The sequence below is a fragment of the Corallococcus sp. CA049B genome, assembly GCF_003611685.1.
Classification (GTDB): domain Bacteria; phylum Myxococcota; class Myxococcia; order Myxococcales; family Myxococcaceae; genus Corallococcus; species Corallococcus coralloides.
This window is the reverse complement of sequence record NZ_RAWC01000233.1, coordinates 1-14,236: the sequence shown is the minus strand read 5'-3', so window position 1 is coordinate 14,236 and position 14,236 is coordinate 1. Positions and strand designations below refer to the sequence as shown.

The following is a 14,236-nucleotide window of genomic DNA, read 5'->3' as shown; positions in this document are numbered from 1 at the left end:
CACCCCGCCGCCGCGCCCGGAGCGCACGGTGTTGTCGGTGGGCGAGCTCACCCGGCAGATCAAGCAGACGGTGGAGTCGCGCTTCCCGCGCGTGATGGTGCGCGGCGAGGTGTCCAGCTTCCGCGGCGCCAACGCGCGCGGCCACTGGTACTTCACGCTGAAGGACTCGGACGCCTCCATCGACGCGAAGGTGTGGGCGTCCATGGCGTCGCGGATCCGCTTCGCGCTGCGCGACGGCATGGAGGTGGTGGCCGAGGGCAGCGTGGACCTGTACGAGCCGCAGGGCCGCTACAGCCTCATCGTGTCCCGCCTGGAGCCGGTGGGCGAGGGCGCGCTGGCGCTCGCGTTCGAGCAGCTCAAGCAGCGGCTCGCGGCGGAGGGGCTCATCGGCGACCGGCGCGTGCGGCCGCCCCGTCCCGTGCCGTTCCTGCCCCGGCGCATCGGCGTCGTCACCAGCCGCACCGGCGCGGCGCTCCAGGACTTCCTGCGCGTGCTGCACTCGCGCAACCCCCGGCTGGGCGTGCTGCTGGCGGACGCGCGCGTGCAGGGGGAAGGCTCCGCGGAGGACGTCGCGCGGGCCATCGAGCGGCTTTCGCGCACCGACGTGGACGTCATCGTCGTGACGCGCGGCGGAGGCTCCGTGGAGGACCTCTGGACGTTCAACGAGGAGCGGGTGGCGCGCGCCATCTTCGCCTCGCCGGTGCCGGTGGTGTCCGCCATCGGCCACGAAATCGACTTCACCATCTCCGACTTCGTCGCGGACCTGCGCGCGCCCACGCCCAGCGCGGCGGCGGAGCGGCTGGCGCCGGTGCTGGCCGACCTGGAGCTGACGCTGGCCACGCAGTCCGGCCGGCTGCGCCGGGCCATGGAGCGCCGGGTGCTGGAGCTGCGCCAGCGCCAGGGCCAGCTTCGCGCGCGGCTGCCGGACCCTCGCCGCGAGGTGAACCACCAGCGCCTGCACCTGTCCGAACAGGTGGAGGCGATGATGCGCGTGCTGCGCCCCCGCACGCGCGAGCACCGGGAGACGCTGCGCGCCTTGCAGGAGCGGCTGCAGCGGGCGCGGCCCCAGACGCGGCTGTCGGAGCAGCGGGCGCACCTGCTCAAGCTGGCCATGCGCCTGTCGGAGGCGGCGCGCGCGGGCGTCACCCGGCGGCGGGGCGCGCTGGCGGAAGCGCGGCTGGGGCTGGAGCGGCAATCCCCCACGGCGCGGGTGGCGGCCGAGCGGGCGAAGGTGGCCCAGGCGCGCTCGCGGCTCCTGGAGCTGCAGCGGGGCATGCTGGCGTCCGCGCAGACGCACTTCGGACGGCTGGGGGGCCGCCTGGACGCCCTGAGCCCCTTGAAGGTGATGTCCCGCGGCTACGCGGTGACGTTCCGCCAGCGGGACGGCGTCGTGGTGCGCTCCATGGCGGACGTGGTGGTGGGGGACGTGCTGGGCATCAAGCTGGCGGCCCACGGGGCGAAAACCCTGGGCGGGTGTGAAGAAATCGAAGCGACCGTTACCAGCCTGAAAGGCCCGGTGGACTGCTAGCGGGCCACCCTCTACATTCCGCGCCCCGCTCGGGGAGGTGGATGGCCGTGGCGAAGTCGGACAAGAACCCCAAGGTGGAGCCCGCTCCGGAGCAGTACGGAGACGTGGTGTCGCGCCTGGAAGAGACGGTGGCGCGGCTGGAAGGCGGCGACCTGTCGTTGGAAGAGTCGCTCAAGGCGTTCGAGGAGGGCATCCGCCTCGTGCGCCGGGGCGAGAAGCTGCTCACGGAGGCCGAGCAGCGAATCGAACAGCTGCTGGTGGACGAGGACGGCCAGGACGTCGTGGCGCCGCTGGCGGTGGCGGCTCGGCCCGCTCCCCAGGCTGCCCCCCGGACGACCGCGCAGGCGCGTCCGCCACCGGAGGACGATGTCCCGTTCTAGGCATCAGCTGGGGAAGGGCGGAGGCCGGGCATGTCGAAGCCGAAGATTACGATTGTCGATGACGACCGCGACACGCGCGAGCTGCTCGCCGAGGCCCTGGGGGCCGAGGGGTTCGAGGTCATGTCCGCGGCCAATGGCCTGCGGCTCGTCGCGTCGCTGGAGCTGCACCGGCCGCACGCCATCCTCCTGGACGTGAACATGTCCTGGATCAACGGCTTCGAGCTGTGTCAGGCCGTGAAGCAGAACAAGCAGTTCCGGGACATCCCCATCATCTTCATCAGCGGGCGGGGAGACCCGGAGGACAAGCGGCGCGGCATGGAGGTCGGCGCGGCCGACTACTTCGTGAAGCCGCTGGAGCTGGACGCGCTCGTCAAGCGCATCCGCGAACTCATCCCCGCCGACGTGGCGAAGGAGCCCTGACGCCGATGGCCGCTTTCAACCTGGAACCCTTCATGCGCACGCAACAGGCGCGGGTGGAGGCGCTCCTGCTCGAACGCGCGGACCGCCTGGGTCCCGCGGGCACGCCGCCCCGGCTGGCGGAGGCCATGCGCTACTCGCTGCTCGCGGGCGGCAAGCGCCTGCGCCCCGTGCTGTGCCTGGCCTTCGCGGACGCGGTGACGAAGGCGAGCACCGACAGCGCCGTGGTGTTGGATGCGGCGTGCTCGCTGGAGTACGTGCACACCTATTCGCTGGTGCACGACGACCTGCCCTGCCTGGACAACGACGACCTGCGCCGGGGCCTGCCCACGAGCCACAAGGTCTACGGCGAACCGCTGGCGCTGCTGGCCGGAGACGGCCTGTTGACGGAGGCCTTCCACGTGCTCGCCGGAGGGCCGGAGCCGGTGCGCGGCATCCTGTGCGTGGAGCTGGCGCGCGCGGCGGGCGCGAGCGGGATGGTGGGCGGGCAGGTGCTGGACATCGCTGCGGACCGGACCGCGACGCTGGACTACCTCCTGCGGCTGCACCGGATGAAGACGGGCGCGCTCATCCTCGCGGCGTGCCGGATGGGCGTCCTGGCGGCTGGCGGTGACGCGGCGGCGCTGATGAGCGCGGTGACGTACGGTGAGGCGGTGGGCCTGGCCTTCCAGATCGCCGACGACGTGCTGGACGTGACCTCCAGCGCGGAGGCCATGGGCAAGCCGGTGGGCGCGGACGCGGAGGCCGGGCGCTTCACCTTCCCGGCGGTGGTGGGGTTGGACGAGTCCCGCCGCATGGCCGACGAGCTGGTGGCCCGCGCGGAAGCCGCGGTGCGCCCGCTGGAGGGCGTGGACGGTCCGCTGGCGGCGCTGGCGCGCTACTCGGTGGAGCGGAAGTCCTGATGGCGGACGTGCTGTCCGGTGTCGCGTCTCCCGCGGATGTGCGCGCGCTCCCCGAGGACGCGCTGCCCGGCCTGTGCGAGGCGCTGCGTGAGGCCATCATCACCACGTGCGGACGCGTGGGGGGCCACCTGGGCGCGTCACTGGGCGCGGTCGAATTGATCGTGGCCCTGCACCGCGTCTTCCACACGCCGCAGGACGCGCTCCTCTTCGACGTGGGGCACCAGGCGTACGCGCACAAGCTGCTCACCGGCCGGCGCGATCGGATGCACACGCTGCGGCAGGCGGACGGCATCGCGCCGTTCCTGGATCCGCGGGAGAGCCACCACGACGCGCTGGCGGCCGGGCATGCGTGCACGGCCATCTCCGCGGCGCTGGGCCTGCTCTCCGGCCGGCGGCAGCTGGGCCACACGGGCCACGTGGTGGCGGTGGTGGGCGACGGCGCGCTCACCGGCGGCCTGAGCTTCGAGGGGCTCAACAACGCGGGGGGCAGCCCGCTGCCGCTCGTGGTGGTGCTCAACGACAACCAGATGTCCATCAGCGCGAACGTGGGCGCCATCCCCGCGCTCCTGCGCACGCGCAACGCCCGCGCCTTCTTCGAGTCGCTGGGCTTCACCTACCTGGGCCCGGTGGATGGGCACGACCTGGGCGCGCTCACCCGGGCGCTGCGCGAGGCGAAGGCGTCATCGCGCCCGGTGGTGGTGCACGCGCTGACGAAGAAGGGGCGCGGCTTCCCGCCCGCGGAGGCGGACGAGCAGACGCGCGGCCACGCGATGGGGCCGTACGAGTGGCGCGACGGCAAGCTGGTGCGCTCGCGCGGGGGCCGGCCCACGTACAGCGAGGCCTTCGCCCAGGTATTGGGTGACGCGCTGGAGCGCGACCCGCGCGTGGTGGCCGTGACGCCCGCGATGCTGGAGGGCAGCGCGCTCACTGGCTTGAAGGCGCGCTTCCCGGACCGCGTGCACGACGTGGGCATCGCGGAGCAGCACGCGGTGACGTTCTGCGCGGGGCTTGCCGCGGCGGGCGCGAAGCCGGTGTGCGTCATCTACTCCACCTTCCTCCAGCGCGCGTACGACCAGATCGTCCACGACGTGTGCCTGCCGGGGCTGCCCGTCGTCTTCGCGGTGGACCGGGCGGGGCTCGTGGGCGCGGACGGCGCCACGCACCAGGGCGCCTACGACGTGTCCTTCCTCCGGCCACTGCCGGGACTCACGCAGTGGGCCCCGGTGGTGGGAGAGGACCTGGGGCCCATGCTCACCACCGCGCTCCAGGCCCCCGGGCCCTCCGTGCTGCGCTTCCCGCGTGGCACGCTGCCGGACCTCCCGCCGGAGCTGGCGCGAACGGAGTCCGAGGCGTCCGTGCCGGGCGCCCGCTGGCTGAAGCGCGTGGCGGGCTCGCGGCTGACGTTGGTGACGCTGGGCCCGCTGGGCCTGTCCGCGCTGGAGGCTGTCCGGTCCGAGCCCGACTGGAGCGTGCTGGACGTGCGCCGGGCGTGGCCCCTGGATGAGGCCGCGCTCCTGGAGGCCGCGGCGGGCGGGCACGTGGTGGTGGCGGAGGAGGGCACCGTCCGGGGCGGCCTGGGCAGCGCGGTGCTGGAGCTGTACGCGGCCTCCGGTGTGTCCCCCCGGGTGACGCTGCTGGGCATGCCAGACGTCTTCCTGCCGCACGGGGACGCGCGGGTGCAGCGCACGCAGTTGGGACTGGACGCGGCGGGCCTGCGGCGCGCGGGCCGTGTGCTGCTGGGAGAGGAGCGCCGGTGAAGCCGAAGAAGGAACGCCTGGACGTGCTGGTGGTGGAGCGCGGGCTCGCCGAGTCGCGCACCAAGGCCCAGGCGCTCATCCTCGCCGGCCAGGTGGTGGTGGCGGATCAGCGCGTGGACAAGCCCGGCTCCCTGGTCCCCGTGGAGGCCGAGCTGCGCCTCAAGGGCGAGGTGCTGCCGTACGTGTCGCGCGGCGGCCTCAAGCTGAAGGCGGCCATGGACCGCTTTGGCCTGGACGTGACGGGCCGCGTGGGCGCGGACATCGGCGCCAGCACGGGCGGCTTCACCGACTGCCTGCTCCAGCACGGCGCGGTGCGGGTGCACGCCATCGACGTGGGCTACGGCCAGCTGCACGAGAAGCTGCGCGTGGACCCGCGCGTGCGCTCCCGCGAGCGGGTCAACGCGCGCTACCTCACGGACGAGGACCTGCCGGAGAAGGTGGGCGTGGTCGTCATCGACGTGAGCTTCATCTCGCTCACCCAGGTGCTGCCGTCGGTGCTTCCGTTCCTCTCCCCGGGCGGCCTGCTCATCGCCCTGGTGAAGCCCCAGTTCGAGGTGGGCCCGGATCGCGTGGGCAAGGGCGGCGTGGTGCGCGACCCGGAGGCGCGGCAGGACGCCATCGACACCGTGACGGCGTTCGTGCGCGAGCACGGGCTCACCGTGCGCGGGGTGATGGACTCGCCCGTGCCCGGGCCCGCCGGCAACGTGGAAGCGCTCCTCGTCGCCGACAGGCCCTGAGGCCCGCCGTCACTTCTTGACGGCGCGGTACTCGGGCAGCGTCAGCGCCTGGACCAGGTTGTTGCCCAGGCGCATCCACAGCCGTCCGCTGTCATCCACGGAGCAGGACAGGCTGCTGGAGACCTCGTAGCGGAACAGCTCGCCCTGTTCGGCGGAGTCCACCGCAACGATCTCCTGGGGCATGGTGGGCAGACCGGAGGAACCCGGGGCCGGGCCGGCCAGGATGTAGAACTCGGAGGTGTTGGCGCGGCCCATCTGGACCTGGAGGATCTGCAGCTGGCCGGACGCGTCCACGGAGGTGCCGCCCTTGTTGACGACGAGGCCGCTGTTGCTGTCCAGGAACCAGACGCGCTGCAGGCCCACGATGGCCAGCCGCGAGCCCGACGCATAGTGGAACACGCCCTGGATCTCCACGGGGAAGAAGGGCGACTCCCACTTGTACGCCGCGCCCTCGCAGCCATCCATGGAGGTCAGGCACGCCTGCACGCGCGACTGGTTGTTGTTGAAGGGGAAGGAGATGTAGATGACCGAGCCGTCGAGGTTGAACGCAGTGATCGGGGGATGCTCCACCGCGCCCGTGAACTGCAGGATGGTGCGCTCACTGACCGCGGGAATGCTCCCCGTCTTGGTCGCGTCGACCGTGACCACCACCAGCTCCACCAGGAGCCCGGTCGACTCCTGGGGCACGCGCACGATGGGGATGAGGACGTTCTCGGCCCGCTGCTTCGCCGGCCCCACGGGCGCCCACAATCCCTTGTAGGTCCACTGGAAGGTGCCGCCCGCCGCAGTGTGCGGGAGCCGCGACACGGAAGGACCGTCACTCACGAGCGCGTCGCCGTTGCTCATGACGGACAGGTTCTTCAGCGCGTAGGACGGCGCCGTCTTGCCCGTGACGACGAAGTTCGAGTCCACGGCGATCGCGCCGACACCCGGGGTCCACACCCAGCGCTTGTTGCTGGTCGGATTCAGCTCGGTGACGACCGTGGACGCGCTGCAGGGGATCTGCATCTCCACGGAGTTCCTCACCACGCCCGCCGAGTCCACGCGGTAGAGCGTGCCGGTGCCGGTCGTGGTGTTGCCGCACCCGATGAAGGCGGCGTTCGTGCCGCTGCCCTCGGCGGTGAAGAAGTCCGTCACCACCTGGCCGTTGGGGTCCGGATCCTTGATGACCTTCGTCACCGGCAGGAACGTGGCCGGCTGGGGCTGGGACGAGTTCGTCCGGCCGTCCGCGCACGTCGCCCGCGCGTTGAGCGACAGGCCCACGGCGAGCCCGCGGTCGTACTTGATTTCATTATAGGCCAGCTCGAAGTCCATGGACCCGCTGGTGTAGTCCACGGTCTTCAGGAACGTGTCCCGGTCGTAGATGTCCACCCGCGACACCGCGTCACACCCGGACACGATGACCCGCACCGTCAGCGACGGGGCCGCCGTGTTCGGCTGCGGCACGGTGAGCGTCACCGTCGGCGGGTCCGGAGTGGGAGGCGGCTTCTCACCACCACAGGCGGCGAACACGGAGGCACAGAGGGTCAGCGAGGCCAGGAGGGCCCGTGGCGTGAACCGGCGCGAAGGGACGGAGTGCATGGTTTCGCACTCTACCGCGCTCCCTCGGGGAGCGGGCGGGGCCACGCCCCAGGGCCCTTCCCCCGGAATCCTGATCGCGAGAAACCCTGAAAATCCCCTGCCAGCGCCTGCCCGCCCGCCCTGCCTCCGGCCGGCCAACAAGGGTGGTGTTGGAAGAAAGTGACAGCCTGACTGTTTTCGTGGGATTCCACCGCTACAAGGGGTGGGCGAGCGGTTTCCGGTCATCGGACCGTCACGTGCGTGCGGGATTCCGGAGGAAGAAGACCGGTCCGGGGTATACGTCGCGCGCCTTTTCCCACCCCCCTCGCTTGAGGAGAGCCCCGTTCATACGCTGGCCCGCGGACGGGTTAGACGGCATGATCCGGAATCGACCATGACCTCTTTCGCACCCAACGGGTTTCCGCGACGTCGTTCCCTGTCTGGGCGGGGCGGAGGCGCGCCGTGAGGATCGAGATGTTGTCGTCTGAGCAGCGGGGGCGGGTGCTGGTGCTCGCGGCGAAGGCCGCGGGTGACGCGCTGGTGGAGCGGCTCACGGCGAGTGGCTACCAGTGCGCCTCCACGGAACGGGAGACCGGGCTGGCGGAGATGGTGGATCAGCTCCAGCCGGAGGTGGTGCTCCTGGCCGTGACGGCCAAGCGGGCCGCGGAGCTGCTGGAGACGGTGCGCAAGACGGACAAGCTCCAGCGCCTGCCGGTGCTGGTGGATCAGGGCCGCGCGCGCTCGGCGGAGGCCTTCAAACGGCTGGCGGTGGACGACTTCGTGCGCGGCGCGGATGAGCTGGTGCCCCGGCTGGAGTCCGCCCTGCGCGCCTGGAGGCTCAAGGAGCGCGAGGAGCGCATCCGGATGCGCATGGGGATGCTGCTCGAGATCACCCAGGCGGCCACCAGCTCGCTGGAGCTGGAGGAGATCCTCCGCATCGCGGTGGAGAAGGTCGGCCAGGTGACGGGCACGGACCGCTGCTCCGTGGTGCTGGTGGAGGGCAGCCACGCGCGCACGGCCACGGTCGTCGCGACGCAGGAGGACCCCAGCCTCGTCCAGCTGGACATCGAGGTGGCGCGCTACCCGGAGCTGCGCCGCGCGCTGGAGACGCGGCAGCCCGTCCTGATTGAAGAGGCGCAGCGCGACCCGCTGATGGCGGAGGTGCGCACGTCGCTGTTGCCGCAAGGCGTGAAGTCCATCCTGGTGCAGCCGCTCATCTGCCAGGACGACCTCTTGGGCGCGCTCTTCCTGCGCGTGTCCAAGGGCGAGGCGTCCATCGGGCGCGACGAGCAGGAGTTCGCGGAGGCGGTGGCGGGCGTGCTCGCCAACTCCATCCGCAACGCGCGCCTGCACACGGCGGTGAAGAAGAAGCGCGAGGACCTGGAGCTGGCGTACGTGGAGCGCTACCGCGAGCTCAACGACGCGAACCGCCGCCTGAAGGAGCTCAACCGCCTCAAGGATGAGATCATCGCGGTGTGCAGCCACGACCTGCGCGCGCCGCTCCAGGTGCTCCTGGGCCACGGCCGGCTGCTGTTGGAAGGGCCGCTGGAGACGCAGCAGAAGCAGTCCGCGGAGGCGATGATCCGCCAGGGCCGGAAGATCCTCACCCTGGTCGAGTCCCTGCTGGAGAAGGGCAAGGGCGAGGCGGCGCGCCTCTCCATCGAGCCCCGCGTGCTGGACGTGGCGCAGCTGTGCCGCGACGCCGTGGCGGAGCTCGAAATCCTGGCGGCGGAGAAGGCCGTGTCGCTGCGCTCCGAGTGCCCCGACAGCCTGATGCTGATTGGCGACGAGGTGAAGCTGCACGAGGTGCTGCAGAACCTCATCAGCAACGCCATCCAGCACGCCAGCGCCCCGGGCGTGGTGGTGGTGCGCACGCAGCGCCTGTCGCGGCCGGACGGCGACGCGGTGCGGGTGATGGTCAGCGACAACGGGGTGGGTATTCCTCCGGACGAGCTGCACCTCGTCTTCGACCGCTACCGCCACGGGCCCAAGGGCACGGGGCTGGGGCTGGCCATCTGCAAGGAGTTCGTGGAGCTGCACGGCGGTGAGATCTGGGCGGAGAGCCCGGCCGACGGCGGCTGCACCTTCGTCTTCACGCTGCCCCTGGCGCAGGAGGCCGCGCGCAACCCCCGGCCGCAGCCCGCGCCTGGCGCCGCGCCCGAGCAGCCGCGCGTGCTGGTGGTGGAGGACGAGCCCGAAATCGCGGCGGTGCTGTCGGAGGTGCTGCGCTCGAAGTACCGCGTGGAGGTGGCGCGCGACGGCGCGGAGGGCCTGGCGAAGGCGCGCGCTTCACGGCCGGACCTGGTGGTGATGGACGTGTTCCTGCCCAAGCTGGACGGCCTGGACGCGGCCATGGCGCTCAAGTCCTCGTCGGACACGGCGCACATCCCCGTCATCCTGCTGTCCGCCCACCAGGGCGTGGCCGACAAGGTCCGCGCGCTCAACCTGGGCGCGGTGGACTACATGGCCAAGCCCTTCAACGCGGTGGAGCTGCTCAACCGCACCGAGCGCGCGCTCAAGCTGCGCCAGGGCGACAAGGATCAGCAGGACAAGACGAACTCGCTCCAGCGTCGCACGGGCAGCGACCCCGTGACGGGCCTACTCGACCGCCGCGGCCTGCTGCTGCGCTTGGAGCAGGAGGTGGCCCGCAGCCGCCGCTACCACCGCGCCCTCACGCTGGCGGTGCTGCGTCCGGACCGCGAGCTGGACGTCATGCCGCCCAACATGGCGGAGGTGATGCGCAAGCGCGTGCGCCACCCGGACTCCATCGCCCACCTGGGGCTGGGCGTCTTCGCGGTGGTGCTGCCCGAGTGCAACGCGGACGCGGCGCGCACGGTCATCAACCGCCTGATGCCGGACGTGGAGCAGGTGACCTCCATCGAGTACCGGGCCGCCATGGCGGACGTCAGCCAGGACAGCGATCCGGTGGAGAAGCTGCTGGAGAAGCTGGGGGCGCCCCCGCCCGAGGTCCACTAGCCCGCGTGCGCCCGCTCCCGCTCCTCAGCCGTGCCGCCGTGATGTGCCTCGCGCTGGCCGCCGGAGGTTCGGGGGCCGCGCCCGCGAGGAAGGCCCCGGCCCCGCACGTCGACCGCGAGGCGATGCGCGAGGCCATGGACGCGAGCAGCCGCGACGACGAGCCGTCCGCGTCGTCCGCCAGCTACGCGCACTACCTCCAGGCGCGGCTGCTGCACCTGGAGGGCAACCACCGGGCCTCGGTGGACGAGCTGCGGCTGGCGCTCGCCACCGACGACGGCAACCCGACCCTGCTCACCCAGCTGGGCGAGGAGTACGCGCGCCTGGGCGACCTGGTGCGCGCCGAGCGCGAGCTGCGCCGGGCCGTGGAGAAGGCCCCCACGCACTACGCCGCCCACGTGCTCCTGGGCCGGGTGTTGCTGGAGTCCGGCCGCACGGCGCGCGCGAAGCAGCACCTGCGCCGCGCGGTGGCCCTGCGTCCTCGCGAGCCGGAGGCGTACCTCGTCCTGTCGCAGCTGTACCTGGACGCGAAGGCCCCCGACGAGGCGGTGAAGGTGGTGGAGTCGCTGGCCCACGCGCTGCCGGGAGAGGCCTCTGGCTACCGGCGGCTGGGGCTCGTCCTGGCCGAGCGCGGCGACGCGACCCGCGCCGAGCGCCTGCTCGCGAAGGCCTCCGAGCGCGACCCGGGCGACGTGGAGGTGTGGTCCACGCTGGCCCGGCTCTACGAGAACTCCGGCCGGCCGAAGGAGGCGGAGGACGCGCTGGCCCGCGCGCTGGAGGCGGATCCGGACAGCCGGGAGGTGCTGCTGTCCGCGGGCCGCGCCGCGCTGAAGGGCGGCTCCGCGACCCGGGCGCGGGCGTACTTCGACCGGCTGCTGTCGCTCTCCGCGTCGCCGGAGCTGGCCGTGCGCGTGGCCTTCAGCTACCTGGCCTCCGGAGAGCCGGCCGCCGCGAAGGAGGTCCTGGACGCCGCGCGCAAGGACGCGCCGGACGAGCCCCGGCTGGCGTACTACGCCGGCCTCGTCGCGGAGCGCACCCGCCGCTTCTCCGTCGCCGCCGCGGACTTCGCGGGCGTGCCTCCGGATTCGGAGGTGTTCCCCGACGCCCGCGTGCGCCAGGCCCGCTGCCTGTCGCTCATGGGAGACCACCCGCGCGCGCTGGCGCTCTACCGCGCGGCCATGTCGGAAGCGCCTGACGACGTGGAGGTGCGCATCGGCTACGCCCGGGCGCTGGAGCGGAGCGGGGACGCCGCGCGAGCGGAAGGCCTGCTGCGCGAGGCGTTGGCGGGGGAGGGCGGGGTGCTGGCGTACGACGCGCTGGCCATCCTGCTGGAGCGCCAGGGCCGGGCTCCGGAGGCGCTCGCGCTCTTGAGGGACGCCGTCGCGAAGGCGCCGAGGAACCAGGACCTGCAGTTCGCCCTGGCCACCCTGCTGGAGCGCCAGGGGGATGTACCAGGGGCGCTGTCGCGCATGCGGGCGGTGCTCGCGCTGAAGCCGGACCACTCCGCCGCGCTGAACTTCATGGGCTACGTGATGGCGCAGCGGGGCCGGGACCTGGACGAGGCGGAGCGGCTGGTGCGCCGCGCGCTGGCGCTCCGGCCGGACAACGGCGCCTACGTGGATTCGCTGGGTTGGGTGCTCTTCCAGCGCGGCGACGCGAAGAAGGCCGTGGAGGTCCTGGAGCGCGCGGTGGAGCTGGCCCCGGACGACCCCGCCATCCTGGAGCACCTGGGGGACGCGTACCTCAAGGCAGGCCGCGCCCCGGAGGCCGTCCGGACCTGGCAGCGCGCGCTGGAGGTGCTGACGCTGGAGCCGGAGGCCGCCGAGCCCGCGGACCAGCGCACCACCCTGGAGCGCAAGTTGAAGGCGCTACCCTCGACCGCGCCGGGCCGCTAAGGTCCCGGGCTCATGGCCCGCCACGACGAAGGCTTCTTCACCGGGAAGGACAACACCCGGCTGTTCTGGACGCTCGACCTGCCGGACGCGGCCCCCCGCGCGCACGTGGCCATCGTCCACGGCTACGGCGACCACATCGGCCGCTACCGGCCCGTCATCGACGCGCTGGTGCAGGACGGCTTCGCCGTGCACGGCTTCGACTACCGGGGCCACGGCCGCGCGGACGGCCGGCGCGCCTACGCCGCGAAGTGGACCGAGTTCCTCGACGACCTGGACGGCTTCTGGCAGCGCGTGCGCAAGGCCGCGGGCAACGAGAAGATCTTCCTGCTCGCCCACAGCCACGGCGGCCTGATGGCCGCGCACGCCCTGGCCGGGAGGCTGGAGGGCCTCTCCGGCGCCATCCTCTCCGCGCCCTACCTCAAGCTGGCCATCACCCCGCCGGCCGCGAAGGTGCTCGCCGCGCGCATGGTGGGCACCCTGGTGCCGTGGATGAAGGTCCCCTCGGGCCTGGCCCCGGACATGCTCAGCACCGACCCGGACATCCAGAAGGCAGTCGGCGCGGACCCGCTCTACGTGCCCTTCGCCACGCCCCGCTGGTTCGTGGAGTCCACGGCCGCCCAGGCGCAGACGCTCGCGCTGGCGCCGAAGATTCAAGTGCCGCTGTTCGTGCTGTGCGGCCAGGAGGACGGGGTGGCGCTGCCGGCGGCGGCGCGGTCCTTCTTCGAGGCGGCGGGGACGGCGGACAAGAAGTTCAAGGAGTACCCCGGCATGCGGCACGAGCCGCTCAACGAGCGGGACCGCGCGACGGTGTTCCAGGACATCTCCGGCTGGATCTCCGCGCATCTCTGACATAATCAGGTCGCCCCGCTCCCACTGGAGCAGGCGCTGGCGAGGATCACCTCATGGCACAGGGTGAAACGGGCATCATTGGCAAGGGCATCGTCATCAGGGGCAACCTCACGGGCGGAGGGGACCTGGTCATCGAGGGGCGTGTGGAGGGGCAGATCGCCCTGAAGAACCACCTCACCATCGAAGGCACCGGCAAGGTGCAGGCGGACATCCGCGCCGAGGAACTGACCATCAACGGCGAGGCGAGCGGCAACATCGACGCCTCCACGCGCGTGGCCATCAACGCCTCGGCGAAGGTCGCGGGCGACATCAAGGCCCCGCGGGTCGTCATCGAGGATGGGGCCGTGTTCAACGGCTCCATCGAGATGGACGTGAAGTTGCCGGACGACATCTAGCATCCACCGGGGACCGACCCACGGCCCCCCAGGCGCACAGCTTCGAGAAGGCGGACACACTCATGGCGAATACGATCATTGGCTCGAGCATCGTCATCGACGGGGAGATTTCCGGAGACGAGGACCTGGTCATCCAGGGCACCGTGAAGGGGAAGATCTCCCTCAAGGAGAGCCTCTACGTGGAGGGCTCTGGCGTCGTCGAGGCGGACATCGAGACGCAGAACGTGGAGATCGCCGGCCGCGTGACGGGCAACATCGCCGCCAGCGACAAGGTCGAGCTGAAGACGGACTGCCGCGTCGTGGGCGACATCAAGGCCCCGCGCATCCTCATCGCCGATGGTGCCTCCTTCAAGGGCAACGTCGACATGGACATGAAGGAGCGCTGATCCGTGGCGACCGCGAAGGATCTTGCAGGCAACGCCGTCGACAACACCGTGGTGGGGCCTTCCATCCTCATCAGCGGTCGGCTCACGGGTGACGAGGACCTCACGGTCCGCGGGCGCGTCGAGGGTGAGCTCACCCTCAGCCGCACCCTCATCGTGGAGCCGTCCGGCGTGGTGAAGGCCAACGTGGCGGTGAAGAACGCCATCGTCAGCGGCGTGGTGGTGGGCAACATCAACGCCACGGAGAGCGTGGAGCTCACCCGCGAAGGCCGCATGGTGGGCGACATCCGCGCTCCCCGCGTCATCATCGTGGACGGGGCCAGCTTCCGAGGCCGTGTGGACATGGGAGACGTGGAACCGGGCCGGCTGCCGTCCGAGCGCCCCGCCGTGGCCCGTCCCCAGGCGGTGACGCGCCCCACGGTGCGTCCGGGCGCCACCCCGCCGCGTCCTCCGACCTGTC

At 72.0% G+C, this 14,236-nt stretch carries 12 protein-coding genes and 1 pseudogene; 12 read left to right on the top strand and 1 reads right to left on the bottom strand.

Annotation, left to right across the window (positions count from 1 at the left end):
• From xseA to D7W82_RS33135, 6 genes are all read left to right on the top strand, one after another.
• Window positions 1–1,528: exodeoxyribonuclease VII large subunit (xseA, locus tag D7W82_RS33160; RefSeq protein ID WP_120622139.1), on the top strand; the 1,528-nt coding region annotated here is incomplete at its 5' end.
• 41 nt (window positions 1,529–1,569) lie between these two features.
• Window positions 1,570–1,908, top strand: a complete 339-nt coding sequence (xseB, locus tag D7W82_RS33155) for an exodeoxyribonuclease VII small subunit (protein WP_120565593.1) — start codon at window positions 1,570–1,572, stop codon at window positions 1,906–1,908.
• A gap of 30 nt (window positions 1,909–1,938) precedes the next feature.
• Window positions 1,939–2,328, top strand: a complete 390-nt coding sequence (locus D7W82_RS33150; protein ID WP_014397650.1) for a PleD family two-component system response regulator — start codon at window positions 1,939–1,941, stop codon at window positions 2,326–2,328.
• Between the two features lie 5 nt (window positions 2,329–2,333).
• A complete protein-coding gene (locus tag D7W82_RS33145; protein WP_120622136.1) occupies window positions 2,334–3,227 on the top strand; it encodes a polyprenyl synthetase family protein in 894 nt (297 codons plus the stop codon).
• A complete protein-coding gene (locus D7W82_RS33140; protein WP_120622135.1) occupies window positions 3,227–4,984 on the top strand; it encodes a 1-deoxy-D-xylulose-5-phosphate synthase in 1,758 nt (585 codons plus the stop codon). Before D7W82_RS33145 ends, D7W82_RS33140 begins: the two co-directional genes overlap by 1 nt.
• Complete coding sequence (locus D7W82_RS33135; protein WP_120622134.1) at window positions 4,981–5,721, top strand: TlyA family RNA methyltransferase; 741 nt, start codon at window positions 4,981–4,983, stop codon at window positions 5,719–5,721. Before D7W82_RS33140 ends, D7W82_RS33135 begins: the two co-directional genes overlap by 4 nt.
• A gap of 9 nt (window positions 5,722–5,730) precedes the next feature.
• Here D7W82_RS33135 and D7W82_RS33130 read toward each other — a convergent pair whose 3' ends face one another.
• Window positions 5,731–7,302: a hypothetical protein gene (locus tag D7W82_RS33130; RefSeq protein WP_120622133.1), complete on the bottom strand. Its 1,572-nt coding sequence runs from the start codon at window positions 7,300–7,302 to the stop codon at window positions 5,731–5,733.
• A gap of 456 nt (window positions 7,303–7,758) precedes the next feature.
• On the opposite strand from D7W82_RS33130, the gene D7W82_RS33125 reads away from it, so the two are divergent.
• From D7W82_RS33125 to bacP, 6 genes and pseudogenes are all read left to right on the top strand, one after another.
• Window positions 7,759–10,257 carry an ATP-binding protein gene (locus D7W82_RS33125; protein WP_120622138.1) on the top strand — a complete coding sequence of 833 codons (2,499 nt, stop codon included), beginning with the start codon at window positions 7,759–7,761 and terminating at the stop codon, window positions 10,255–10,257.
• A gap of 41 nt (window positions 10,258–10,298) precedes the next feature.
• Window positions 10,299–12,149 (top strand): tetratricopeptide repeat protein, encoded by a 1,851-nt coding sequence (locus D7W82_RS33120; RefSeq protein ID WP_120622137.1) that lies wholly within the window; start codon window positions 10,299–10,301, stop codon window positions 12,147–12,149.
• Window positions 12,150–12,161: 12 nt separating this feature from the next.
• The gene (locus D7W82_RS33115) at window positions 12,162–12,998 is read left to right on the top strand and encodes an alpha/beta hydrolase (protein WP_014397643.1); all 837 of its coding nucleotides are present in this window, start codon (window positions 12,162–12,164) and stop codon (window positions 12,996–12,998) included.
• A gap of 53 nt (window positions 12,999–13,051) precedes the next feature.
• Window positions 13,052–13,393 carry a bactofilin BacN gene (gene bacN / locus D7W82_RS33110; protein ID WP_120537550.1) on the top strand — a complete coding sequence of 114 codons (342 nt, stop codon included), beginning with the start codon at window positions 13,052–13,054 and terminating at the stop codon, window positions 13,391–13,393.
• 62 nt (window positions 13,394–13,455) lie between these two features.
• Entirely contained in the window at window positions 13,456–13,779 is a 324-nt protein-coding gene (locus tag D7W82_RS33105; RefSeq protein ID WP_120565586.1) for a polymer-forming cytoskeletal protein, read from the top strand.
• Between the two features lie 3 nt (window positions 13,780–13,782).
• Window positions 13,783–14,236, top strand: a pseudogene (bacP, locus tag D7W82_RS33100) (bactofilin BacP); the annotation flags it as partial.

Bases quoted from the DNA above. Each gene is read 5' to 3' on its own strand.
- xseB (WP_120565593.1), top strand. From the start codon at position 1,570: ATGGCCGTGGCGAAGTCGGACAAGAACCCCAAGGTGGAGCCCGCTCCG.
- D7W82_RS33150 (WP_014397650.1), top strand. From the start codon at position 1,939: ATGTCGAAGCCGAAGATTACGATTGTCGATGACGACCGCGACACGCGC.
- D7W82_RS33145 (WP_120622136.1), top strand. From the start codon at position 2,334: ATGGCCGCTTTCAACCTGGAACCCTTCATGCGCACGCAACAGGCGCGG.
- D7W82_RS33140 (WP_120622135.1), top strand. From the start codon at position 3,227: ATGGCGGACGTGCTGTCCGGTGTCGCGTCTCCCGCGGATGTGCGCGCG.
- D7W82_RS33130 (WP_120622133.1), bottom strand. From the start codon at position 7,302: ATGCACTCCGTCCCTTCGCGCCGGTTCACGCCACGGGCCCTCCTGGCC.
- D7W82_RS33120 (WP_120622137.1), top strand. From the start codon at position 10,299: ATGTGCCTCGCGCTGGCCGCCGGAGGTTCGGGGGCCGCGCCCGCGAGG.
- D7W82_RS33115 (WP_014397643.1), top strand. From the start codon at position 12,162: ATGGCCCGCCACGACGAAGGCTTCTTCACCGGGAAGGACAACACCCGG.
- bacN (WP_120537550.1), top strand. From the start codon at position 13,052: ATGGCACAGGGTGAAACGGGCATCATTGGCAAGGGCATCGTCATCAGG.
- D7W82_RS33105 (WP_120565586.1), top strand. From the start codon at position 13,456: ATGGCGAATACGATCATTGGCTCGAGCATCGTCATCGACGGGGAGATT.